Here is a 22,222-nt window from a genome sequence, read left to right as displayed (position 1 = left end):
TCTTGCTGAAAGGATATCGCGCCTTCGTCGCGATATCCTTTCATGGCGGACCTGTCCTTCAGTGAACAGGATGCGAACTCCAGGCTGGACAGGGGTCTGAAGATCGGGATCGCCACCTCTTCGCCAGGCGATTACACCCTCGTCGCTCACGACATCTGCTGCGCGGTCGGTCGACGAGGCTTGACCTTGCTGCCCTCGGCGAGATCGACCGGGGGATTGAGGATCACCTCATCGCCCGCCTTGACGCCGCGATCGATGTCGACCCTTTGCCCGAAGTCGCGCACCACATTGACCTTGCGCAGATGCACCACGCCGTTCTCGACCACGGCAACCTGCGTGCCGCCTTCATTGAAGATGATGGCGTCGGCGGAGATCTGGAAGCTCGGTGACTTGCGCGGGATGTGCAGCTCGATGGTGCAGTAGATGCCCGGCTTCAGTGCGCCGTCCGGGTTGGGGATATCGATCTCCGCCAAAAGCGTGCGAGAGCCCGGCTGGATCGCATCTGCTATCCGCGTCACCTTTCCGGGGAAGCTGCGGTCGGGAATTTCAGGCACGTGCACCACGGCCTCGATGCCCGGCTCGAGGCCAAAAGCCTGGTCTTGCGGCACGAACACCTGGGTGCGGATGACGTTGCCCTGCATCAGGTTGAACATGAAGGTTCCGGAGGTCGCGTCCGCCTGCACCAGGCTGCCGACATCGATATTGCGCTGGGTGATGACGCCGTCGAACGGCGCGACCACCTGCTGATAGACCTTCTGCTGATGCAGCACCTGCACCTGCGCCTCCTCGGCCGTTACGTTGGCCTGCGCGACCTGGACGGCGGCCTCCTGCGCCTTCAAGTTCTGCTGGTCGATCGTGCCTTGCTGCCCGGTGACCCAGCCCTTGTCGACCAGCGGCCGGTCGCGGTCCCAAGTTACCTTGGCCAGCTCGCGGTTGGCCTCGGCCTGCTGCAGCGCGAATTTGAGCTGCGCGAGCGTGGCTTCGGCCTGCGCGATCTGGTGGTCGAGCTCCGGCGCGACGATCTCCGCCAGAAGTTGCCCAGCCTTGACGCGGTCGCCGATATCGACCTCCCGCTTGCCGACATAGCCGGAGGCGCGGGCAAAGATGTTGGCACTGGCAAACGCCGACGTGGTTGCGGGCAGCCGCACCACCTGGGTCTCGCCGCTCGCTGCGACGGCCGCGAGGCGGACCTGCGGAACGAGATTGCGTTCAGCTTCGGCTGCAACCGCGGTGAGGCGATATTGCGTCAGATGGTTCCAGGCACCCGATGTCAGCGAACCGGTGAAAACCACCACGACGCCGAGCAGCATCAGCCGCCCTCGACGCCCCCTTTTTTGCACGACAGGCGCCGGTGTGTCGTTGACGCGGTCTGTCTCGGTGGCCGCTCCGGTGTTGATGGGACCGTTGTAGTTCATTCCAGCACCTCCTCAAATACTCCGTGATGTTTCTTGCCGTCATTGCCCTTGCGCAGCATGGCGAAGAGGTAGGGCACGACCAGCAATGTCGTTGGCGTCGCAAACAACAGCCCGCCGATGACGGCACGCGCGAGCGCGGCATTCTGCTCCTCGCCGGCGCCGCCGATCGCCATCGGGATCATGCCGACGATCATGGCGGCCGCCGTCATCAGGACTGGCCGGATGCGGGTGTGACCGGCGTCGATCGCCGCCTCGAACGCGCTCTTGCCGGCGAGCTGCTGCTCGCGCGCAAACGTCACCAGCAGGATGGAGTTCGCGGAGGCGACTCCGACCGCCATGATTGCCCCCATCAGCGAGGGCACGTTCAGCGTCGTTCCGGTGATGAAGAGCATGGTCACGATGCCGCATAGCGTGGCCGGCAACGCCAGAATGACGACGAAGGGATCGCCGAAATTCTGGTAGTTCACGACCATCAGCATGTAGACGAACACGGCGGCGAACAGGAGCCCGATGCCGAGATCGACGAAGGCAGCGTCCATGCTCTGGATCTGCCCGATCACCTGGATGGTGTTGCCGGGCTTCAGCTCCTTCTGCACGTCGGCGACGATCCTGCTGATCTCGCCGGCCACGCCGCCGAGATCGCGGCCTTGCACGCTGGCATAGACCTCATAGACCGGCTGCACGTTGGCCTGATTGGAATTGGTCGGAATGCTCGCGCGCCTGAAGGTCGCGACATTGCTGAGCAGCCCCGGGATCGACGTATCGGTCTGCGCTGACGCCAGCGACGTTGAGATCGGCGTGTTGGCAAGGTCGTTGAGGGACGCAATCTTGCTCTCCGGCGTCTGCACCGCGAGAAAGTAGGGAATACCGGATTTCGGATCGGTCCAGAAGTTCGGTGTCACCTGCTCCGACGAGCTCAGGGACACGTTGACGTTGGTTGCAATGGTGCTGGCATTGAGCCCGAGCTGCGCTGCGCGGCTCCGGTCAATGTCGGCAAGGAACGCCGGCGCGTCAACCTCCTGCTGCAGATGCGCGTCCGCTACGCCGGCGATCGCAGCAATGCGCCCGCGCAACTCCCTTGCGGCACGCAGATTGTTGGCGCGGTCGTAGCCGACGGTGCGGACGTCGATCTGCGCCGGCAGGCCGAAATTGAGGATCTGCGTGACGATATCGGCGGCCTGGAAGTAGAAGGTCACGCCAGGGAATGACGCCGGCAGCACCTCGCGCAGCTTGCGCACATATTCCGGCGTAGGCCGGTGGCCCTCCTTCAACGAGATCAGTATCGCGCCGTCATTGACGCCGATGGTCGAGCCGTCGCTGAAGGCGAGGTTATAGGACCGCGCCGGCAGGCCGATATTGTCGACGACGAGCTCTCGCTCGCTGTCGGGGATGACCTCGCGGATCTTGTTCTCGACGTCCTGGAAGACGCGCTCGGTGTTCTCGATCCGGCTGCCGGCGGGGGCGCGGACATGGAGCTGGATCTGGCCGCCGTCGATGACCGGGAAGAACTCGCGACCGACCATCGGATAGAGCACGATGCCGAGCGCCAGCACCGCCACCATGCCAGCCGGCAGGATGAAGGGATGAGTCAGGAGCTCCCGCAGCGAGCGCGAATAGGAATGCCGCATCGCCTCGAAGCCGCGCTCGAAACCGGCATGGAAGCGCGCGAAGAAACCTTTCGGCGAGCCGTCGGACGGGCCGTGATGCTCGCCCTTGAGCAGCAGGCCGATGATGATCGGCGTCAGCGTCCGGGAGAAGCCATAGGAGGCGAGCATGGCGAACACCACCGCAAGCCCGAGTGGCGTGAACAGGTATTTTGCCGGCCCCTCCAGGAACACGACTGAGGTGAACACGCAGGAGATCGCGAGCGTCGAGACCAGCGTTGGCACCGCGATCCCCGCCGCGCCGTGCAACGTCGCCTGCGGCAGCGGCAGGCCTTCTTCGGTGAGCAGGCGGTGGGTGTTCTCGAGCGTGACGGTCGAGTCGTCGACCAGGATGCCCACCGCGAGCGCGAGGCCGCCAAGCGTCATGGTGTTCAGCGTCTCCCCCATGAAATAGAGCACGATCAGCGAGGCCAGGATCGACAGCGGGATCGAGACCATGACCACGACGGTCGACCGCCACGAGCCCAGGAACAAGAGGATCATCAGCGCGGTCAGCGCGGCCGCGATCGCGCCTTCGCGCAGCACACCCTCGACAGAGTCCTTCACGAACACCGACTGGTCGAACAGCTCGTTGATCTCCATGCCGGGAGGCGCAGCGGCGCGCGCCGCCTGCAGCGCCTTGTGCACGGCATTGACCACGCTCAAGGTCGAGGCATTGCCGTTCTTGATGATGGAGAGCAGCACCGAGCGCCGCCCGTTCTCGCGCACGACGTTCTGCTGCACCAGCCAGCCGTCATGCACTTGACCGACGTCCTTCACGAAGATGGTTGCCCCGTTCACCACCTTGATCGGGATATTGTTGAGATCGTCGATCGAGCCCGGCGTCGCGTTGGTGCGGACGACATATTGGGTGCTTCCGAACTTGGCGGTGCCGGCCGGCAAGGTCAGGTTCTGCGCATTGACGGCGTTGACCACGTCGAGTGGCGTCAGTCCCTTGGCGGTCAGCTTGTCGGGATCGACGTCCACCATGATCTGTCGGTACTTGCCGCCGGCCGGCGTCGGCAGCGTGATCCCGGCGATTGGCGCGAGTTGCTGGCGGATGCGGTAGATGCCGTAGTCGTAGAGCTGTTGTTCGCTCAAAGTATCCGAGCTCAGGCTGATCTGCAGCACGGGGACGCTCGAGGCGTTGAACTGCACCACGACGGGTGGCTGGATGCCGGGCGGCATCAGCGCGCGGATCGAATTGGTCGCCGAGACGATCTGCGAGATGGCGAGGTCGAGATTGACGTCGGGCTGGAAGTAGATCTTCTGCACCGACAGGCCGGCCAGCGTCTGCGCCTCGATGTTCTTGATGCCGTTGACGTTGGAAGAGATCGAATACTGGCTGTAGGTGGTGACGCGCTGCTCCATCTCGGGCGTGCTCAGGCCGGTGTAGCTCCAGATCACCGTCACCACCGGAATGTTGATCTCCGGAAAGATATCCGTCGGCATTTGCCGCACGCTGACCACGCCCAGAAACAGGACCAGCGCCGCGACTACATAGAACGTGTGCGGAAATCTCAGCGCAAAACGAACAATCCCCATGGACACTCCGCGCCCGCGAGTTTGGTTGGTAAGACCAGCCGGGCGTTCTGCCATCACTGATAAAACAAGCTTCCAGGCGCAGCGGTCACGGGTGGGAAGCTGTGGCGCATGCCCAAAGGCACGACGGCACGACTATCCCGACTCCGGTCGAGACCGTTACGCGGATCGCTCCGCGAGACCTGCCTGTTGCGTTTCCGTGAGTTTTCTTTTGGAGGGCGCCGAAGATGCGGCCGCGCCGCATCGAAAGACCGATGCCCTCTTGCTCTCGTCGCGCTGCTCTCGCAACGTCCGCGATCAAGAGACGGAATTGAATGGCGCGACCAGGACATATTGCCGCAATGGCGACGCCAGTCGAACCACAAGCCGGTGATCGCAGCTTGCGCGACGATCCCCGACATTGCGGATCATCGGATGGCGGCGGCACCTATCGGCATCGACCCTGGTCCTTCAATTGCTGTTCTTCCTCGCTGCGCCATAGCCTGCTGCGCCGACGGCGGTAACGCGATCGTCACCGCACGCGACGCCACCGTGACCTTTTTTGAAGCTTTCGGCGAAGCTCTTGAGCAGCGCGATCGCCACGACCGTGGTCCCAAGCATGACCGTCGCACTGGTCAGAGGCACGACGTTCAAGCGCGCTCCCGACTCGAGCAGGCCAAGCATCGGGTTCGAGAGGTCCGAGAGCGAGATCAGCGCAAGCCGCGCATGCTTCCACGGCAAGGCTTCGGCCTTCGCGCCGGGCCCTGCGATGAGACGAAGAGCTGCCGCGGCCTCGTGATCGGTAATGGACACCGAGTCGGGCGTGCTCGGCGTCCCGGCGGCCAGCGTCGCGCGGACCATGAGCTGCCCATACCCGACCGGCGCAGCACAATCGCTAAGCGAACACCGCATGATCGATCGGCTTGCCCGGCACCACATAGCCGTAACGCATGTTCGACGGCTCCGGCCCGTTTCTCTCGTACTCCGCCTTCATCGCCGCAAAACGGTCGCCCTTCAGTTCCAGCATTGCGCGCTTGGGCTGGATGTTGTACAGCCGGGCATTGTTGTCGCCGAAGATCGCGGTCTTCACCGGGCCATCGGCAGCGCCGAGCGGCGCGTAGCCGAACTTCTTCTGCATCGCTTCGGGGATCTCCAGCCGCCGCAATCCCTCGATCTGCCATTGCGGTGCGCCGGTCCACAGCGCGTCGGTGCCCCAGCAGATGTGATCGACGCCGAGGCCCTTGATCAACGTGCCCATCAGCGCCGCGCAGACATTGGGCTCTGCCACCAGCGTGGTGGCGAACAATTGCCCGACGTCGCCATAGACGTTGCTGACGCCATATTGCGCCGGGATGTCGGCGAGGTCAGAGGTCCAGGCGATGCGGCCGGTGCGCTCGAACTCGGCGAGCGCGACCTTTGGATCGCCGCCGACATGACGATAGGCCGAGTGATAGATCACGAAGTTGAGCTGCGGCCAGTCCTTTGCCGCCTGGCCGACATCGGAGACGTCGGCGAAGCCGCGCAAATTCGGATACTGCTTCTCGATCCCCGGCGGAAACAGGCCCTTGTGGACGCAGACATTCTTGATGCCCGCCTTCACCATCTTCTCATAGCCCTTGTAGGCAACTTTCTCGTCGTCCATGCGCCAGGGGTAGCGGCTGATCTCCTTGTGCGTGTTGTCGCCGATCGTGTAGCCCTTGCAGGACTCGGGCTTCAGCGCCAGCGCCGCATCGAGCTTGTCGAGCCAGCCGGGCTGGCCGGGCGTGAAGATGGCATGACAGAACAAGCGTCGGGAGCCCGCTTCATCGTTCACTTTCTTGCGTGCGTCGGCCATCTGCTCATTGGTCAGGAACCAGTCCTGCTCGATATCTGACGGGGCCGACGAGATCAGCGCGATCTTGGTGTCGGAGTCGAGAAACATCTCCTTCTTGTAGTTGTTGAACTTGAGGTCCTCGATGGTCTGCTCGTGGTCGGAGAGCTGCTTGTTCCAGCCGGCCTTGCCCACGGCTTTACGCATCTCCACGAAGCCCATGATGCGGGTGTCGTCGCGCAGGAAATGCGTGTGCATGTCCATGATGAACTGGTCTTTCAATCCATTGGCGCGCTCCTGCGCCATCGCGGGCGTCGCGGCTTCCGCCGGCGTCACGTCGAACAGCGGGCCATAGACCTGGTTCATCGCCACAAACGAGGCCGCCATGCCGGCCGCGGTCTGGAAGAAGCGGCGGCGGTCCAGCCCCTGCTTGCCGCCGAGATCGTCGGCCATTGCGAGCAGCCGCGCCTCGACCTCGCGCTGCCGTTCGTTCTGCGGGTCGGGATAGAATTCGTCGCTGGAGACGATCTGGGTCGGGATCGGCGTTGGGTACTGGCAGAGTTCTGAAGGCATCAACGCGGCGAGTTCTTCCGGGGTCAGATTGCTGCTCATGTGTTGTCCTTCACAAATTGAACGCAGAACGGAGGGGACGCGACCTGCAGCTCGGCTAGGTCGCATGCGGTGTCGGCATGGTCAGGAATGCGCGCGCGATGTGCCAGAATGCCGTCCGGTTGATCGCCAATGTCACCGAATGGGCGGCACCGGGAACGATCGCAATCTGGCGATCGCCGTTCGGCAGCCGGCCGAAGAAATCCTGGAGATCGGCGAGTGAGGAAATGCCATCGTACTCGCCGCGCACCAGCAGCACGGGCGCCAGCACCTTCTCGGGCTGCACCACCGGCAATTTGGTGACCATATCCAGGTAGGTACCCGTCGGAATCTGATCCCCGAATTGCAGCTCGACGTCGGCGAGCGCTTCGATCACAGCAGGATCGCTGGTGCCGGGCTTGTCTCTCGTGGCGATCGAAAAGATCTCGTCCCGATCGCGCTTGCGCAGATTGTGCGAACGCAGATAGTCGAGGCGTTTGGCGCGTTCGACCAATGTCGGTGCCCCCACCCCCTTGTAGGTAAAGGCGGTCAGGACCAGACGATCGACGCGCTCGGGCGCGACCATCGCATAGGCTCCCGCCCTCAATGCGCCCGAGGACTCTCCGAGGACATGGCACTTCATAAGCCCGGTTTCGCGGGACACGACATCCATTGCGGCCTTGAGATCTTCAACCCCGCTCGCGATGTCGGAGTTTCCGGACGTCCGTCCTGACTTGCCGTAGTTCTCGTGGTCCATGGTCCAGCAGTCGAAACCATATCGGGCGAATTCGTTCATGACCGAGTACTCGCCCCTACCCGGGACAGTCAGATCGAAGGCCCGCGAACTCACCGACGACCCATGCACGAAGAAGAGGACCGGACGCGGTGCTTCGCCTGCTTTCGGCGCCCCCAGTCGCTTTCGGAACATCCAGAGAGGAATGTCGCCCTTCCTCGCCCAATATTCGCTGCTCCAGATCGCTGCCGCAGCGGCATCATCCGCGGACGACCGTGCGGCCGACAGCGTATTGGCCAGCGCTCCGACAACGAAAGTCGTGGTCACCGATTTGATGATTGTTCTCCGCCGGAGCGCTCGATCGAACTCGGTCATTCTTCCTCCGACGCTCCCATCGCAATTGGTTGACCAATTTGCTATCTTTGGCGCATATACGTCGCTTATGGTTGGAATTGGTATCGAACCTATCCTGACTGTCAATTGACACTGATGTGATGAATGGTCGTAATTGGTTGCGAAGGAGCGCAGATGATCGACCAACTTGAGCAATATCTGGCGAGCGCCCCAGGAGGTCGGCTTCCGGCTGAACGCCAACTCGCCAAGGATTGGGCGGTAAGCCGTAACGAGGTGAGAAAAGTTCTCGCCCGGCTCGAGCTCGAGGGCAGGCTGATACGCAAGGTAGGAAGCGGCACCTTCGTCAGGCCGCAGCTTGCCGACGCGATGCCGGACGTCTCCGCGCTGAGACGCGTGACGAGTCCGCGCGATGCGATGGAAGCTCGCCTTGCCGTTGAGCCCGAAGCAGCACGCCTGGCCGCCATCAACGCAAGTCAGGAGCAGATCGAGGAAATGAGATCCGTGGCACAGGACATCCGCGCTTCGGATGGTTGGGCCGACTACAGGGCGAGAAACGCGCAGTTACACGAACTCATCGCACGCGCTTCCGGAAACAGGCTGATCTCCGTTCTACAGCGCATCGTCGACAGTGTGCGCGCGTCGGTCGTCGACAAGCTCGGCGTCCGATTGCCGGGGCCGCCCGGCGACTATTTTTCCTTCGCTCAGCACGATGCCATCATCGACGCCATCGAGCGTCGTGACCCGGAGGCTGCTGCAGAAGCCATGCGAGCTCATCTGCGCAACTCATATGATCGCGTGATGGGATTTTTCACATGATCCCACGGGCCACGGGGCCGATTCCAGACATCACTCGGCGTTGCTCGCGATCCAGCCGAGCACAAAATCCGCTACCTGAAGATTGTTTTTGTCCTGCATCATCATGTGGGAATTGCCCTTGATACCCACGTCGGGAAGCCGGACGAGCGTGGCCCTGCCTTCCTGCTGCTTGTTGATGCGCTCCACGACGGCCTTGCGGCCTTCGTAGCGAGGGCGGCCGGTGAACACAGGAGAGTCCAGGTGATCGCCGAACAGCTCGAGGACCGGAATGCCTCGGTAGGCCTCGATCTGGGTCTCGGTGGGGACGATGGCCTGTGCACCTTCGATGTTGACGACGGCCTTGACCAGACGCGGTCGCATCGCGACGAGCGCATCCGCAAAGGGGCCGGCGAGAGAATGAACGACAACCACGGCCGGACCGATCTTGTCGAGGAGCGCTGCAAGAGCTTGAGGGGCGGTTGCCATCGTACCTCCTTCGAGCGTCGCTTCTCCGAACGGAACACCTTGCGAGCCGAAGGCGCCGAACGCCTCGATCGGGAACTGGGTGTCCGGATACGCCGTGCCGTATGCCGGCCCGAAGCGAAAGAGCGGCCACGCAAGCTCGCTTGTCACCATGAGCACGTTGTTCGGCAGTGGAGCGACGCTGGACTCGGCCTTTGCCTGGTTGATCGCCGTTGCGTTGAACCCCGAGCGACCGCGGCCGGGTGTATCCACGACGTAAACCGCGTAGCCTTTGCGTGCCAGGTAGGTCGCCCAGCCCTCGCGGCCATCCGGAGTGGTCTCGTAGCTCATGCCGGTCAGCCCGCCGCCATGCACGAGCACGATCGGCGTCGGGCTGGCGAGTTGGGCCGGGATCCGATAGTGCACGTACATCTGGTTGACCGTCACCATGCCGGGCTTCGAAGGCCCCGCCGGGGAGGCGCCCGGATGCGAAGAGGGCACAGCCGTTCCGTTGACGAAGAACATGCCTTCGTCGGCCAGGTTCAGCGGCCCGCCAAGAGATGCGGCCGACGCGGTCTCGGCCGTAGCGCAAACTGCGACGAGGACGCCAAGATAGACTAGCGCGCGCGACAACAGGTGCATCTTGGTTTCCTCCGGGGTGTTTGATTCGCCAGCTTCAATACAGGACGCTCAGGCCGCCCCATGAATCAGAGGCTCTGCTGCGTGCGTTCATGTTGGACGGACTTCAGCAGATCCAGTGCCACATCGACGATCATGTCCTCCTGACCGCCGACCATTTTGCGTTTGCCTAGCTCGACCAGGATGTCGACCGTGTTCAGTCCGTACTTGCGTGCTGCGGTTTCCGCGTGACGCAGGAAGCTCGAGTACACGCCGGCGTATCCGAGCGACAGCGTCTCACGGTCGACGCGCACCGGCCGGTCCTGCAGGGGCCGCACAAGGTCGTCTGCCGCATCCATCAGGGCATACAGGTCCGTGCCGTGATTCCAGCCCATGCGCTCGGCCGCGGCGATGAACACTTCTAGTGGCGCGTTCCCCGCTCCGGCGCCCATGCCGGCCAGGCTGGCGTCGACGCGGTCAGCCCCTTCCTCCACAGCAGCGATCGAATTGGCGACGCCCAGGCTGAGGTTGTGATGAGCGTGGATGCCCGTCTGTGTTTCGGGCTTCAGCACCTCCTTGAATGCCCGAAAGCGGTCCCGCACGTCGTTCGGATTGAGTGCTCCGCCCGAGTCGACGACATAGACGCAAGTCGCGCCATAGCTCTCCATCAGCCTGGCCTGCTCTGCGAGCTTCTGCGGCGTCGTCATGTGGCTCATCATCAGAAAGCCCACCGGGTCCATGCCCAACTCGCGCGCATATTCCAGATGCTGACGTGACACGTCTGCTTCGGTGCAGTGCGTCGCTACGCGCACAACGCGCGCGCCGGCGTCATAGGCCCGGCTCAGATCGTGGGTGGTTCCGATGCCGGGCAGGAGCAGCGTGGCAACCTTTGCCTTCTTGACGGTTTCAGCGACGGCCGAGATCCACTCAACGTCAGTGTGCGCTCCAAAACCGTAATTGAAGCTGGACCCTTCGAGGCCGTCGCCGTGCGCCACCTCGATGCTGTCGACACCGGCGGCATCCAGCGCTGCGGAGATCGCCTTCACCTGCGCGATGCTGTACTGATGGCCGATCGCGTGGCTGCCGTCGCGCAGCGTCACGTCCGAGATATAGAGCTTCTTGCTCATGCCGATACTCCTCGATGGTTCGCCCGGACTCACGCCGTTTGCTTCAACCCGCGTGCAATGCCCGCCTCAATGCGCCGGCGCGCCATCATGTCGCCGCAGGCCAGGGCCGCCGAAGTCATGATGTCCAGGTTGCCGGCGTAGGAAGGCAGGTAGTGTGCCGCACCCTCGACCTCGAGGAATACGGAAATCTTCAACCCATGCCGAGGCCCAAGCTTCGGCACGTTGAACGGCTCAGCCGGCGGGATGATATCGAACTGCACCTGCTGCTTGAGCCGATAGCCCGGCACATAGGTCTGCACGCGCGCGACCATCTCGACGATGCTGGCCTCGATCGCGGCCGGCTCCGCGAGTTCGGAGAGCACGAACACCGTGTTGCGCATCATGAGCGGCGGTTCAGCGGGGTTCAGCACGATGACGGCTTTGCCGCGTTCGGCACCGCCGAGTTTTTCGATCGCCGCGCGCGTCGTTTCGGTGAACTCATCGATATTGGCGCGCGTGCCCGGCCCGGCCGACTTGCTCGAAATCGACGCCACGATCTCCGCGTAATGAACTTTTGCAACGCGCGACACGGCGGCGACGATCGGGATCGTGGCCTGTCCGCCGCAGGTCACCATGTTCATGTTGGAGGCGTTCTCGGCCTCCAGGTTGATCGCCGGAATCACGTAAGGGCCGATGGCCGCGGGGGTGAGGTCGATCACCTGGGCGCCCAGACGCTGCAGCACCTCATTGTGATGTCGGTGAGCGCCCGCCGAAGTGGCGTCAAAGACGACATCGATGTCCTCGAACGCGTTCAACTTGAGTAGTCCGTCGATACCGTCGGCGGTGGTCGGAACGTTGAGGCGCCTGGCACGCGCGAGACCGTCCGACTGGGGATCCACGCCTACCATCGCACCCATTTCGAGATGTTTGGCGTGCCGCATCAGCTTGATCATCAGATCGGTGCCGATGTTGCCGGACCCGATGATCGCGGCTTTGACTTTGTCGTTCATATGCTGCTCATGTCCATGACTTGCGATCTTGTGACGGGCGTCGCTCACGCCTGCATATGGAAGCCGGCGCTGCCCAGCCTCTCCATCTCGATGGAGATATACTGGCCCGGTTGCAGCCACTCCGCCGGCGTCGCGCCGCCGGCCATCACCACCCAGCCCGCCTGTAGCGGCTCGCCGGCAGCCTCAGACAGGCGTGCAGCGGCGACCAGCGAGCGAAGCGGATGACCAAGGATCGCCGCCGTCGATCCCACCTGGACGACACGGCCGTCGATGCTCATGGTGAGGCCGAGATTGCTGAAGTCGTCGCGCGGGTTGCACCACGGCCCAACAACGAAACCGCTGGATGATGCGTTGTCGGCGATCACGTCGGGCAGCGTGAACTTGAAGTCCTGATAACGGGAATCGATGACCTCGAGCGCAGGCGCGACCGCTTCTACGCTGGCGAGCGCTTCAGCGGCAGTGACATGGCCCGCCAGCGGCTTCTTCAGCACGAACGCGATTTCCGGCTCTGCGCGCGGATGCACGAAGCGGGCGAACGAGGTTGCCATGCCTTCCTCGATCTGCATATCGTCGGTCAGACGGCCCCAGATGACGTCGCCAATGCCCATCTGGACCATCTTGGCACGGCTCGTGAATCCCATCTTCACGCCGGCGCGTCGCGCGCCGCGGGACACGCGCCGTTGGATGGACGTACGCTGGATCGCGTAAGCATCCTCCAGCGACATCTTTCCTTCGGGGTCGATCTGCGCGACCTCACGAGAGTCGCGCGCGGCACTGTCCAGCCGCTCGGCCAATTCGTCCACCCGGATCATGTGAGTTGCCTTCCCGCCAGATCAGCCTCAAACACAGCTTTAACGCAGCCCAAACCATTGATGTGCGTTTCGAAGACGTCGCCTGCGCTGACGGCGACCATGGGTCCCAGCGCGCCGGAAAGCACCAGGTGACCGGCGCGAAGCGGTTGCCCCAGAGCAGCCATCGTGCGGGCAAGCCAGACCACTGCATTGAGCGGGTTGCCCATGCACGCCGCGCCGGCGCCGACGGACACGGGCTCGCCGCGCCGCGTCATCACCATGCCACACAGCCGGAGATCAACGTCAGACAACCTCTTCGGCATGCTCCCAAGCACGTAAGCGCTGGAAGAGGCGTTGTCCGCCACCGTGTCGACAAAGCGGATGTTCCAGTTTGCGATGCGGCTGCCGACGATCTCGAGGGCAGGCAGCAAATGATCGATGGCCTGGATAACGTCTGCGTGGCCCGGCTTCTCCATGTCCAGGTCACGCCCAAGAACGAACGCGACCTCCGCCTCGATCCTGGGCTGCTGCAGTCCTCGCATCGACACCGGCTCTGCGTCACCGAACCCCATATCGTCAAACAGCATTCCGAAGTCGGGCTGATCGACGCCAAGCTGCGCCTGCACCGCTCTCGCCGTCAGCCCGATCTTGCAGCCGACGATGCGCGCCCCCTGCTCGCTCACGCGATGCTCGGTGTTCATGCGCTGAACCGCATAGGCGTCGGCCGCCGTTATCTGTGGGAATGTCTCGCGCAGCGGAGCAATGGCAATTCCCGTGCGCGCAGCGTCGCGCAGGGAGCGCGCTGCGCCGGCTATATCGATGGAAGATGTGGACATGGCGTTGTCTTTCGCGATGGTCAAAGGGAACGGTCGCCGAGACCCACCTTGGCGTAGATCTCGTTGACATGCCGCTTGACGCTCTCGGGAGTGGTGTCGTGTTCGGGCTTGTGGGCCCAACCCACCTTCGCGCGCGCGTACTGACCGATCTCTTCGTCCTGGTCGCCAGTGGCACCACTAATGCCGTAGGCACCGACCATCTTGGAGCCCTTGAAAACCGGCGCACAGCCGCCTGAGGCGACGACCTGGCCATTGGTAAATACCGCAGCGTTCATCAGCATCTGAGGGTTGCGTTCCTTGAACCACTGCTGGATGACAACCCCGTCGGAGAAGCGCGGACTCATCGATCGGAAGGCGGCGACGGTGAACGCCTTGGCGCGCGCCGTGTCGGGTGTGATGAAGCCGGCGTCGTCCATGCGCTCCAGGGCAATCAGGTGCCCCTCGGGCCCAACGATCGCGACCGAGATCGGAACGCCCATTTCGGCTGCCTTTTCGGTGACGGCCTGGATGAACTCGCGGCACTCCGCGGCTCGCAGCGTGGCCATATGAAATCTCCTTCGTTGAACGGTTATTCGCGGGTGATGCCAGCGGTCTGGATGACGTTGCGCCATTTGTCCGTTTCGCTGCGGATGTATTGAGCGAACTCGTCGGGCGTGGACGTGATGACCTCGATCCCCTGGGTGCCGAAAAAGTTCTGGACATCCGGTTGGCCGAGCGCAGCATGCGTAGCGGCCTGGAGCTTCGCGACCACGCCAGACGGCGCTCCCGCGGGCAGGAGGAAACCGAACCACACCGAGCTTTCGAAGTCCTTGAAGCCCAGCTCTTGCAAGGTCGGCAAATCGGGTGCGAGTGCGGTCCGCTTCGCGCCCGTCGTCGCCAGCGCCTTCAAAGTCCCCGCACGAACATGCGGCAACACGCTGGAGACCGGCGAGAACATCACCTGCACCTGACCGCCGAGCAGGTCCGTCACGGCCGGGGTGCTGCCGCGGTACGGCACGTGCAGCATCTTGATGCCGGCCATGGAGGAGAACAGCTCACCCGACAAATGGGGCGACGTGCCGTGGCCCGAGGAGGCGAACGTGATCTGACCCGGCTTCGCTTTCGCCGCACGAACCAGCTGGTCGACCGATGCAACGCCGAGCGAGGGGTTCACCACCAGCACGTTCGGCATGCTGCCGATCAGGGTGACCGCGACAAAATCCTTCGCCGGGTCGGGGAAACCGGTGTTGGGGAATGCCGCATTGATGGTGTTCGCGACCGTTCCCACGAACAGCGTGTGGCCGTCGGGAGCAGACGTCGCAACGGCCTTGGCCGCGATGTTGCTTGCTGCGCCGGGCCGGTTGTCGATGATGAAGGGCTGGCCGAGCCGGCGGGCCAGCGCTTCGGCGACGGCACGGGCTGCAACATCGGTGGCACTTCCGGCCGGAAAGCCGACGACCACCTTGACCAGGCGCGAGGGGTAGCTGTCCTGCGCCCAGGCTGCGGGCGCGATGGCGGCAGTCGCTGCAAGCAGCATCGCCGCAAAACACTGACGTCGGTCCATGTCGTTTCCTCGTGCCGGCTGCTGCGCCTTTGTGCTCATTAGAAGCGCCCGCGAACCTTGATACAAACGAGTAATTCCAATCGAATGATTGGGTAAACTCATCAACGATTGCACCCTCGGCTAGTCGCTCTGCAATCGCCGTTTCAGCACGACGACCAGCATCGCCGCGATCAGCAGAGAGCCACCCAGCCCCGCCAGGCCGACCTCGAAGGAGCCGGTGAGATCTTTCAGCGATCCCATCAGCCACGGTCCGATGAAGCCGCCCGCAACGCCAACCATGTTGATGAAGGCGATGCCGCCGGCGGCTGCGACGCCGGTCAAGAACTGCGACGGGATCGCCCAGAAGAAACCACGGGAGGCGTTCATCCCGATCAGGGCGATCGTGATTCCGGTCATGGAGAGCAGGAACGAACCCGGGATCAGCGCGCCCGCGAATCCGATCGAAGCCAACACGCAAGTGATGATCACATTGCCCGCCATGCTGCCGCGGCGGCTGCCGATGACGGCCCAGATCACCATCGCGGCGGTAGCGAACAGGAACGGAATCGCGCTGATGAAGCCGATCATCAGGTTGGAGAAATGCTGCTGCTCATGCTTGATGATCAGGGGTAGCCAGATCTGAACACCGAACGAGCCGATCGAAAGCGCGAGGAAAACCCCGGCAAGCAAGAGCACCCTGATATCTCTGAGAGCCGGCATCAGCCTGTGAAGAGAATGATGTGCCTGCTCGGATCGCTCGTTGTCCAAGCGCCTCACGATTGCCAATCGTTCCGCGCCGGTCAGCCACTTGGCTTTCTCCGGTCCGTCCGCCAGCGCCTTCAGGAGAAGCAGACCGACCACGATTGTCGGCAATGCCTCGATGACGAGCAGCCATTTCCAGCCGGCCAGCCCGGCGACGCCGTCCATTTCCAGCAGCAAGCCCGACAACGGACTGCCGATCAGCGATGAGGCAGGAATGGCGACCAGGAACCAGGTCAGGATCTTCGCGCGGCTGGCCTTGGGAAACCAGGCGGAGAGATAGAACGCCACCCCAGGGAAAAATCCTGCCTCGGCAATGCCAAGCAGAAAACGAACAAGATAGAAGCTGTACGGCCCGGTGACGAAGATGGTTGCGGCGGACACAATACCCCACGTCAACATGATGCGTGAGAGCCAGATCCGAGCGCCGAAACGATACAGCAGCAAATTGCTGGGCACGTCGAACAGGCAATAGCCCAGGAAGAACAGCCCGGAGCCGAGGCCGAATTGCGAGGCGCTCAATCCGACGTCTTCGTTCATCGTCAGTGCCGCCACACCGACGTTGGTGCGGTCGAGGAAATTCAAGGTGAACGCAACGACAAGTATCGGAAGCAGCCTCCAGGCCACCTTGGCGAAGGCGACATCCTCCACCTGCGCTGTGTAATCCGGAATGCACTCAGCTTCGCTTGCCCGCGCAACCACGTCACTCTCCCCGACCGTTTCGTTCTGTTGTGTGCGACGGGAAGACCTGAGAATGGCGGCCGATCTTCCGAAGGCATCGGCGTTGTGTGTGGCGCAGAGCGAACCTATAGTGCAAACGAGTTTATCTGCTGGATTTATGAACTTTCCCAATGAATGTGACCGTGCGCCAGCTGCGTGCCTTCGTCTTCGTGACTCAGCTGAAGAGCTTCACGAAAGCGGCAGAGCGTCTGCACCTGACCCAATCCGCGCTAAGTCTGCTCATCCGTCAGCTCGAGGAAAACCTGCAGGTCCAGCTGATCGAGCGCTCCACCCGGAAGGTCGAGTTGACCGCGGCCGGACTGGAGCTGATGAGCAGCGCCGAACGGCTGCTGGACGATCTCGATGCGACGCTCGCCAATGTGGCGGACCTGGGCGCAAAGCAACGCGGCAAGGTCGTAATTGCCGCCCCTTACATTCTCGCGACCACTTTCCTCGTCGAGGTAATCGCCGAATTCAAGACCCGCTTTCCGACCATCGCGGTGCACCTGAAAGATTCCTTGCCTGAACAGGTCTTGATGCAAGTCCGAAGCGGCGGAGCCGATCTCGGCGTAGGCAGTTTCCGCGAGTGGGAGCCTGGGCTGCAATGGAAGCCGCTGTTCCAGGAGCCGCTGGTGGCCGTCTATCCGCGGGGCCATCCGATCGGTGAGTTGGCGCAACTCAACTGGCGCGACCTCATCGGCCTGCCGGTGATCTCGCTCAACCGCGACAGCATCTTCCGCGATTTGACCGAGGATGGCTTTTCTCAAGCCGGCCACTCGTTGGCGCCGGCCTACGAGGTCGCCTATGCAGGGACTGCACTGGCTCTGGTTCGGGTCGGCTTGGGCGTAGCCATCCTGCCCGAATGCGTTGAAGTGCTGACCGATCCATCTATTGGCGTCCGGCCGCTCCAAAACCCTCAAATTCTGCGTTCCGTCGCCGTCATCACCCGGGACGGCCGCTCTCTCTCCCCTGCCGCCGAGGCGTTCGTCGATATGTTGCGCGAGTCCGCGAAAGTGCCGGCCAGTCTGGCTGTGCCGCCGCCTTCGACGCCTCCTTCCCGCAAGGCGAACGAACCCAGGACCAAACCGCCTGCACGGGAGCATCACGGTGCAAAACCTGCTGGTCAGAAAAGATAGGTCATCCAGCATATCGTGCGCATGATGGGCATTGCGATATGCCGGCAAACCTATCCAAGCTCGAATTCGTTAGCGGCCAACCCGCCGTCCCTCAAGTTTCGGAGCTACGAGCAAAAGGGTGAGCGCGCCTAGCGCAGCCAGCACGGCAATCGAGTAGAAACCCAAGGTCAGCGTTCCCGTCGATGTCTCGATCCAGCCCAGAAAGTTGGAAGCAAAGAACCCACCGGTTGCGCCCAAGCTGTTGATGAGCGCAATGCCCCCCGGAGCGGCCGACCGCGACAGGTACGTTGGCGGGATCGTCCAGAAGACGGACCAAAACACGTAGTGACCTGACGCGAGCGCAGCAAGGCATGCAATGGTCAGCGTGGGACTGCCGTAACTCACCGGTAACAATATCAAACCCGCCACGGTTAGCGCCTGCCCACAAGCTGCATGTCGGGGCCGCTCCATCTTGCGATCAGAATGCCAACCGGCGAGCAGCATGAGAGCCATGCTGACGAGGAACGGGATGGTGTTCAGGAGACCGAGTTGGGTAACGTCTTTGACACCCGATCCCCTCAGGATGGTGGGTCCCCAGTACGCGAAGACGATAACCACGCAGAACTGCGTGAACACGCAGAACGCAAATCCATAGATGCGGACGTCCCGCAGGCTCTGAACGAAGCTGTGATCGGTTCTCGGGATTGAATTCCGGTCCCGCTCCATCACGCCGGCCAAGTCACGCTTCTCCTTATCGTCAAGCCAGCTCGAAGTCTCGGGCGTGTCGGACAGATAGAGGAAGGCAAAGCTACCGAGGATCACCGAAGGCAAGCCCTCGACAAGAAACAGCCATTGCCAGCCGGCGAGACCATGAAAGCCGTTCATGCTGCTCATCAGCCAACCAGACAAGGGATTGCTCATGATGCCTGAAATGGGCAGCGCGACCATGAACATGGACGTAATGCGCGCGCGCTGAGTGCTGGGAAACCACTGAGACAAATAGTAGAGGACGCCCGGCACGAAGCCTGCTTCAAAGACGCCGACAAGGAATCTCGCCAGATAGAATTCAAATGGCGTCTTGACGATCATCAGCGCTATCGACGCAAGGCCCCAAAGAACCATGATGCGAGAGAGCGTCTTGCGGGCGCCGATCCGGGCGAGCAGAAGATTGCTGGGGACCTCGAAAAGCAGGAAGCCAACGAAGAAGAACGAGACGCCAAGGCCATAAACGGCATCGCTGAATCCCAACTCGTTCTGAAAATGAAGCTTCGCCAACCCCACATTCGACCGGTCAACATAATTGACCACAAAGCACAGAAACAGGAACGGGACGATCCGCCACTTTGCTTTCTCCAGGGTAGCCTGAAGCGCATCACGCCCGTGCTCAAGGGCGATTGGTTCGCGTCCCGCCTCCACCGTCATTGTTCCATCCCCATTGGCGCTACAAAATTACGATCTGCTTGCCGTCAAATGCGGCACTCGTTTGCCTGTCATCGATGTGGCGACTGGACGATCTAGTCACGCCGCGGACCTTCGAGGCGGCCAGATCGCATCGTCAGCGCCGGACCGATGATCACGGATCTCGCCGCGCCAGGTCGAGCTGCGCGTCAGGCGGGATATGTCGACGGATTTTCGACGCAGGTTTTGACGGAAAACCTCAGCAAAGCGAGCTTCATATGACGGCCCCAAGGAGCTACTGCGAGACCGCGCCGCATGCGCCAACGGTCCCGGCGTCATAAGTGCGCAAGACCGCTTTCCCAGTCCAATTGAAAGTTGAATGGACCATCATCATCCGGGTGAATAACCCGCGGTTATCCGGCAGACGACAAATTCATGGCTCGAGGCTTTCAGTTGCTCTCATCCAGCCTGGAATATGGCTCCTGGGATCCCCGACAACGTGGGCAACGCGGCATGCGCCGGCCAGGCCAAACCTGCCATTTGAGCTACGCCGGAAATGGGGTTTTGCCTCCCGGCATCGCGGCGCATTCGGTGGTGGCAGCATCGAGCAGCATTCTCGAATGGTCTCGATGCTCTACGGTGCCGTGTAGGCCGTCTTCACCGTCGTGTAGAACTCGGCCGCATACCGGCCCTGCTCGCGCGGACCGTAGCTCGATCCCTTGCGGCCGCCGAACGGCACGTGATAGTCGACGCCCGCCGTCGGCAGGTTGACCATCACCATGCCAGCCTCTGCATTGCGCTTGTAGTGGGTGGCGTATTTCAGGCTGGTGGTGCAGATGCCCGAAGCGAGACCGAACTCGGTGTCGTTTGCGGCCGCCAGCGCCTCCTCGTAGTCCTTGACCCGGATCACCGACGCGACCGGTCCGAAGATCTCTTCGCGCGAGATGCGCATGTTGTTGTGAGCTTCGGTGAACAGCACCGGCGTGAGATAGAAGCCCGGCGTCTCGCGACTGACCAGTTCACCGCCCTGCACGAGCTTGGCGCCCTCGTCACGCCCGATGTTGATGTAGGAGAGGTCCTGGTCGAGTTGGTTCTGATCGACCACCGGCCCGATATGGGTACCAGCCTTGCAGGCATCGTCGACCACGAGGCTCTTCATGCGCTCGACCATGGCATCGACGAAGCGATCGTGGATGCCTTGCGTGACGATCAGCCGCGACGAAGCAGTGCAGCGCTGGCCGGTGGAGAAGAAGGCGCCATTGACTGCGCATTCGACAGCGATCTTGAGGTCGGCGTCGTCGAGCACCACCAGCGGATTCTTGCCGCCCATCTCGAGCTGGAACTTGGCCATCCGCGCCACACAGGCGCTCGCCACCTTGCGGCCGGTCGAGACCGAGCCGGTGAACGTGATCGCGTCGACGTCGCGGCTGGCGAGGAACGCCTCGCCGACCACGGAGCCGCGGCCCATCACCAGGTTGAACACGCCCTTCGGCAATCCCGAGCGCGCGATGATCTCGGCGAGCGCATGCGCGGAGCCCGGCACCAGATCGGCCGGCTTGAACACGACGGCATTGCCGTAGCACAGCGCCGGCGCGATCTTCCAGGCGGGGATTGCGATCGGGAAATTCCACGGCGAGATGATGCCGACGACGCCGACGGCCTCACGGGTCATCTCGACGTCGATACCGGGCCGCACACTCGGCACCTTCTCGCCGACCAGCCGCAGCGCCTCGCCGGCGAAGAAATCGAAGATCTGGCCGGCGCGGGCGACCTCGCCGATGCCTTCAGGCCGCGTCTTGCCCTCCTCGCGCGCCAGCAGCTCGCCGAGTTCCTCCTTGCGCGCCATGATCTCGTCGGAAATCTTCTTCAGGGCGTCATGACGTTCCTGCGGCGTGGAGCGCGACCAGCCGGGCGCGGCGGCCTTGGCCGCAGCGATGGCGTGCGCCGCCTGCGCCGCATCGGCCTGGGCGTATTCGCCGACCACATCGTTGGTATCAGAAGGGTTGATGTTGCGCGTGACCTTGCTGCCGCCGACCCATTCGTCGCCGATGAAGTTCTTGTGCAGTTCAGACATGTCCGGTTCCTTGCGGGATCAATGGCCCCAACGCAGCACGAGGGGATCGAGCTGGCGGGCGATTTCAATGAGGCCGGCGCGGGTGGCCGGGTGCAGAGGCTGCAGCGGATGGCGCACCGCTTCCGAACGGATCACGCCGCCCTCCTGCATCAACACCTTGCACGCGTTCAGCCCGCTCTGGCGGTTCTCGTAATTGATCAGCGGCAGCCAGCGCGCATACGCCGCCGTGGCCTCCTCGCGGCGGCCGGCGAGATAGGGATCGACGATCTGGCGGATGCCATCGGGATAGCCACCGCCGGTCATGGCGCCGGTCGCCCCGGCATCGAGATCGGCCATCAGCGTGATCGCCTCTTCACCGTCCCATGGTCCCTCGACGACGCTGCCGCCCGCGGCGATCAGGCTGCGGAGCTTGGCGGCGGCCATCGGCACCTCGATCTTGAAGTAGCTGACATTGGCGAGTTCCTTCGCCATCCGCGCCAGCAGGTCGACCGACAGCGGCGTACCTGCGACCGGCGCATCCTGGATCATGATGGGAATCCGGATCGCATCCGAGACCGTTCGATAGAACTCGTAGATGCTGGCCTCAGGCACACGGAACGTGGCGCCATGATAGGGCGGCATCACCATCACCATGGCGGCGCCGGCCTCCTCGGCTTGCCGACTGCGCGAGGCGCACACCACCGAGCTGAAATGCGTCGTCGTGACGATGACCGGCACCCGGCCGGCGACGTGCTCGAGCACCGCATGCATCACGCTGTCGCGCTCGGCGTCGGTCAGCAGGAACTGCTCGGAGAAATTCGCCAGGATGCAGATGCCGTTTGAGCCGGCGTCGATCATGAAGTCGATGCAGCGACGCTGACCATCGAGATCCAGATTGCCGCGCTCGTCAAAGATGGTTGGCGCGACCGGAAAGACACCGCGATAGGGTCGTTGTGTTGTGGTTATCATGGGG

Annotated in this window: 18 protein-coding genes; 2 read left to right on the top strand and 16 right to left on the bottom strand. The window is 62.8% G+C overall.

Annotation, left to right across the window (positions count from 1 at the left end; genetic code table 11):
* Positions 1-146: 146 nt before the first annotated feature.
* The 5 genes from JQ604_RS03570 to JQ604_RS03550 all read right to left on the bottom strand — a co-directional run bounded on the left by JQ604_RS03570 (position 147) and on the right by JQ604_RS03550 (position 8,085).
* Complete coding sequence (locus JQ604_RS03570) at positions 147-1,415, bottom strand: efflux RND transporter periplasmic adaptor subunit (protein ID WP_212353087.1); 1,269 nt, start codon at positions 1,413-1,415, stop codon at positions 147-149.
* Positions 1,412-4,603, bottom strand: a complete 3,192-nt coding sequence (locus JQ604_RS03565) for an efflux RND transporter permease subunit (RefSeq protein ID WP_212353084.1) — start codon at positions 4,601-4,603, stop codon at positions 1,412-1,414. Before JQ604_RS03565 ends, JQ604_RS03570 begins: the two co-directional genes overlap by 4 nt.
* 447 nt (positions 4,604-5,050) lie before the next feature.
* On the bottom strand, positions 5,051-5,440 hold the full coding sequence (locus JQ604_RS03560) for a hypothetical protein (protein ID WP_212353081.1): 390 nt from the start codon (positions 5,438-5,440) through the stop codon (positions 5,051-5,053).
* A 34-nt stretch (positions 5,441-5,474) separates the two neighbouring features.
* Positions 5,475-7,001, bottom strand: coding sequence for an amidohydrolase family protein (locus JQ604_RS03555; protein ID WP_212353078.1), 1,527 nt, complete (start codon positions 6,999-7,001; stop codon positions 5,475-5,477).
* A gap of 55 nt (positions 7,002-7,056) precedes the next feature.
* Positions 7,057-8,085, bottom strand: coding sequence for an alpha/beta hydrolase (locus JQ604_RS03550; protein WP_212353075.1), 1,029 nt, complete (start codon positions 8,083-8,085; stop codon positions 7,057-7,059).
* Positions 8,086-8,238: 153 nt separating this feature from the next.
* Between JQ604_RS03550 and JQ604_RS03545 the strand changes: the two genes are divergently transcribed.
* The gene (locus tag JQ604_RS03545) at positions 8,239-8,880 is read left to right on the top strand and encodes a FadR/GntR family transcriptional regulator (protein WP_212353072.1); all 642 of its coding nucleotides are present in this window, start codon (positions 8,239-8,241) and stop codon (positions 8,878-8,880) included.
* A 30-nt stretch (positions 8,881-8,910) separates the two neighbouring features.
* Here the strand turns inward: JQ604_RS03545 and JQ604_RS03540 are convergent, their stop codons facing one another.
* The 8 genes from JQ604_RS03540 to JQ604_RS03505 all read right to left on the bottom strand — a co-directional run bounded on the left by JQ604_RS03540 (position 8,911) and on the right by JQ604_RS03505 (position 16,815).
* Positions 8,911-9,963: an alpha/beta fold hydrolase gene (locus JQ604_RS03540; RefSeq protein ID WP_212353069.1), complete on the bottom strand. Its 1,053-nt coding sequence runs from the start codon at positions 9,961-9,963 to the stop codon at positions 8,911-8,913.
* Between the two features lie 65 nt (positions 9,964-10,028).
* The gene (gene dmpG / locus JQ604_RS03535; protein ID WP_212353066.1) at positions 10,029-11,066 is read right to left on the bottom strand and encodes a 4-hydroxy-2-oxovalerate aldolase; all 1,038 of its coding nucleotides are present in this window, start codon (positions 11,064-11,066) and stop codon (positions 10,029-10,031) included.
* 29 nt (positions 11,067-11,095) lie between these two features.
* Positions 11,096-12,055, bottom strand: a complete 960-nt coding sequence (locus tag JQ604_RS03530; protein WP_212353063.1) for an acetaldehyde dehydrogenase (acetylating) — start codon at positions 12,053-12,055, stop codon at positions 11,096-11,098.
* A gap of 44 nt (positions 12,056-12,099) precedes the next feature.
* Positions 12,100-12,867 (bottom strand): 2-keto-4-pentenoate hydratase, encoded by a 768-nt coding sequence (locus tag JQ604_RS03525; RefSeq protein WP_212353060.1) that lies wholly within the window; start codon positions 12,865-12,867, stop codon positions 12,100-12,102.
* On the bottom strand, positions 12,864-13,706 hold the full coding sequence (mhpD, locus tag JQ604_RS03520; protein ID WP_283817950.1) for a 2-keto-4-pentenoate hydratase: 843 nt from the start codon (positions 13,704-13,706) through the stop codon (positions 12,864-12,866). The genes JQ604_RS03525 and mhpD overlap by 4 nt, the downstream gene beginning before the upstream one ends.
* Positions 13,703-14,227 carry a GlcG/HbpS family heme-binding protein gene (locus JQ604_RS03515; RefSeq protein ID WP_212353057.1) on the bottom strand — a complete coding sequence of 175 codons (525 nt, stop codon included), beginning with the start codon at positions 14,225-14,227 and terminating at the stop codon, positions 13,703-13,705. The genes mhpD and JQ604_RS03515 overlap by 4 nt, the downstream gene beginning before the upstream one ends.
* 23 nt (positions 14,228-14,250) lie before the next feature.
* On the bottom strand, positions 14,251-15,225 hold the full coding sequence (locus tag JQ604_RS03510; RefSeq protein WP_212353041.1) for a tripartite tricarboxylate transporter substrate binding protein: 975 nt from the start codon (positions 15,223-15,225) through the stop codon (positions 14,251-14,253).
* Positions 15,226-15,345: 120 nt separating this feature from the next.
* Entirely contained in the window at positions 15,346-16,815 is a 1,470-nt protein-coding gene (locus JQ604_RS03505; RefSeq protein WP_212353038.1) for an MFS transporter, read from the bottom strand.
* Here JQ604_RS03505 and JQ604_RS03500 point away from each other — a divergent pair.
* Positions 16,815-17,819 (top strand): LysR family transcriptional regulator, encoded by a 1,005-nt coding sequence (locus JQ604_RS03500; protein WP_212353035.1) that lies wholly within the window; start codon positions 16,815-16,817, stop codon positions 17,817-17,819. The genes JQ604_RS03505 and JQ604_RS03500 overlap by 1 nt on opposite strands.
* Positions 17,820-17,888: 69 nt before the next feature.
* Here JQ604_RS03500 and JQ604_RS03495 read toward each other — a convergent pair whose 3' ends face one another.
* The 3 genes from JQ604_RS03495 to JQ604_RS03485 form a co-directional block, all read right to left on the bottom strand.
* Positions 17,889-19,220 carry an MFS transporter gene (locus JQ604_RS03495; protein WP_212353032.1) on the bottom strand — a complete coding sequence of 444 codons (1,332 nt, stop codon included), beginning with the start codon at positions 19,218-19,220 and terminating at the stop codon, positions 17,889-17,891.
* A 610-nt stretch (positions 19,221-19,830) separates the two neighbouring features.
* A complete protein-coding gene (locus tag JQ604_RS03490; RefSeq protein ID WP_212353029.1) occupies positions 19,831-21,270 on the bottom strand; it encodes an aldehyde dehydrogenase family protein in 1,440 nt (479 codons plus the stop codon).
* Between the two features lie 18 nt (positions 21,271-21,288).
* Complete coding sequence (locus JQ604_RS03485; protein ID WP_212353026.1) at positions 21,289-22,218, bottom strand: dihydrodipicolinate synthase family protein; 930 nt, start codon at positions 22,216-22,218, stop codon at positions 21,289-21,291.
* Between the last annotated feature and the right edge of the window lie 4 nt (positions 22,219-22,222).

The sequence above is a fragment of the Bradyrhizobium jicamae genome (genome assembly GCF_018130695.1).
GTDB lineage: Bacteria > Pseudomonadota > Alphaproteobacteria > Rhizobiales > Xanthobacteraceae > Bradyrhizobium > Bradyrhizobium jicamae_B.
The sequence above is the reverse complement of the archived record's forward strand: the minus strand, read 5'-3'. Positions and strand labels throughout refer to the sequence as shown.

Bases quoted from the DNA above. Each gene is read 5' to 3' on its own strand.
- JQ604_RS03570 (WP_212353087.1), bottom strand. From the start codon at position 1,415: ATGAACTACAACGGTCCCATCAACACCGGAGCGGCCACCGAGACAGAC.
- JQ604_RS03565 (WP_212353084.1), bottom strand. From the start codon at position 4,603: ATGGGGATTGTTCGTTTTGCGCTGAGATTTCCGCACACGTTCTATGTA.
- JQ604_RS03560 (WP_212353081.1), bottom strand. From the start codon at position 5,440: ATGGTCCGCGCGACGCTGGCCGCCGGGACGCCGAGCACGCCCGACTCG.
- JQ604_RS03555 (WP_212353078.1), bottom strand. From the start codon at position 7,001: ATGAGCAGCAATCTGACCCCGGAAGAACTCGCCGCGTTGATGCCTTCA.
- JQ604_RS03550 (WP_212353075.1), bottom strand. From the start codon at position 8,085: ATGACCGAGTTCGATCGAGCGCTCCGGCGGAGAACAATCATCAAATCG.
- JQ604_RS03545 (WP_212353072.1), top strand. From the start codon at position 8,239: ATGATCGACCAACTTGAGCAATATCTGGCGAGCGCCCCAGGAGGTCGG.
- JQ604_RS03540 (WP_212353069.1), bottom strand. From the start codon at position 9,963: ATGCACCTGTTGTCGCGCGCGCTAGTCTATCTTGGCGTCCTCGTCGCA.
- dmpG (WP_212353066.1), bottom strand. From the start codon at position 11,066: ATGAGCAAGAAGCTCTATATCTCGGACGTGACGCTGCGCGACGGCAGC.
- JQ604_RS03530 (WP_212353063.1), bottom strand. From the start codon at position 12,055: ATGAACGACAAAGTCAAAGCCGCGATCATCGGGTCCGGCAACATCGGC.
- JQ604_RS03525 (WP_212353060.1), bottom strand. From the start codon at position 12,867: ATGATCCGGGTGGACGAATTGGCCGAGCGGCTGGACAGTGCCGCGCGC.
- JQ604_RS03515 (WP_212353057.1), bottom strand. From the start codon at position 14,227: ATGGCCACGCTGCGAGCCGCGGAGTGCCGCGAGTTCATCCAGGCCGTC.
- JQ604_RS03510 (WP_212353041.1), bottom strand. From the start codon at position 15,225: ATGGACCGACGTCAGTGTTTTGCGGCGATGCTGCTTGCAGCGACTGCC.
- JQ604_RS03500 (WP_212353035.1), top strand. From the start codon at position 16,815: ATGAATGTGACCGTGCGCCAGCTGCGTGCCTTCGTCTTCGTGACTCAG.
- JQ604_RS03495 (WP_212353032.1), bottom strand. From the start codon at position 19,220: ATGACGGTGGAGGCGGGACGCGAACCAATCGCCCTTGAGCACGGGCGT.
- JQ604_RS03490 (WP_212353029.1), bottom strand. From the start codon at position 21,270: ATGTCTGAACTGCACAAGAACTTCATCGGCGACGAATGGGTCGGCGGC.
- JQ604_RS03485 (WP_212353026.1), bottom strand. From the start codon at position 22,218: ATGATAACCACAACACAACGACCCTATCGCGGTGTCTTTCCGGTCGCG.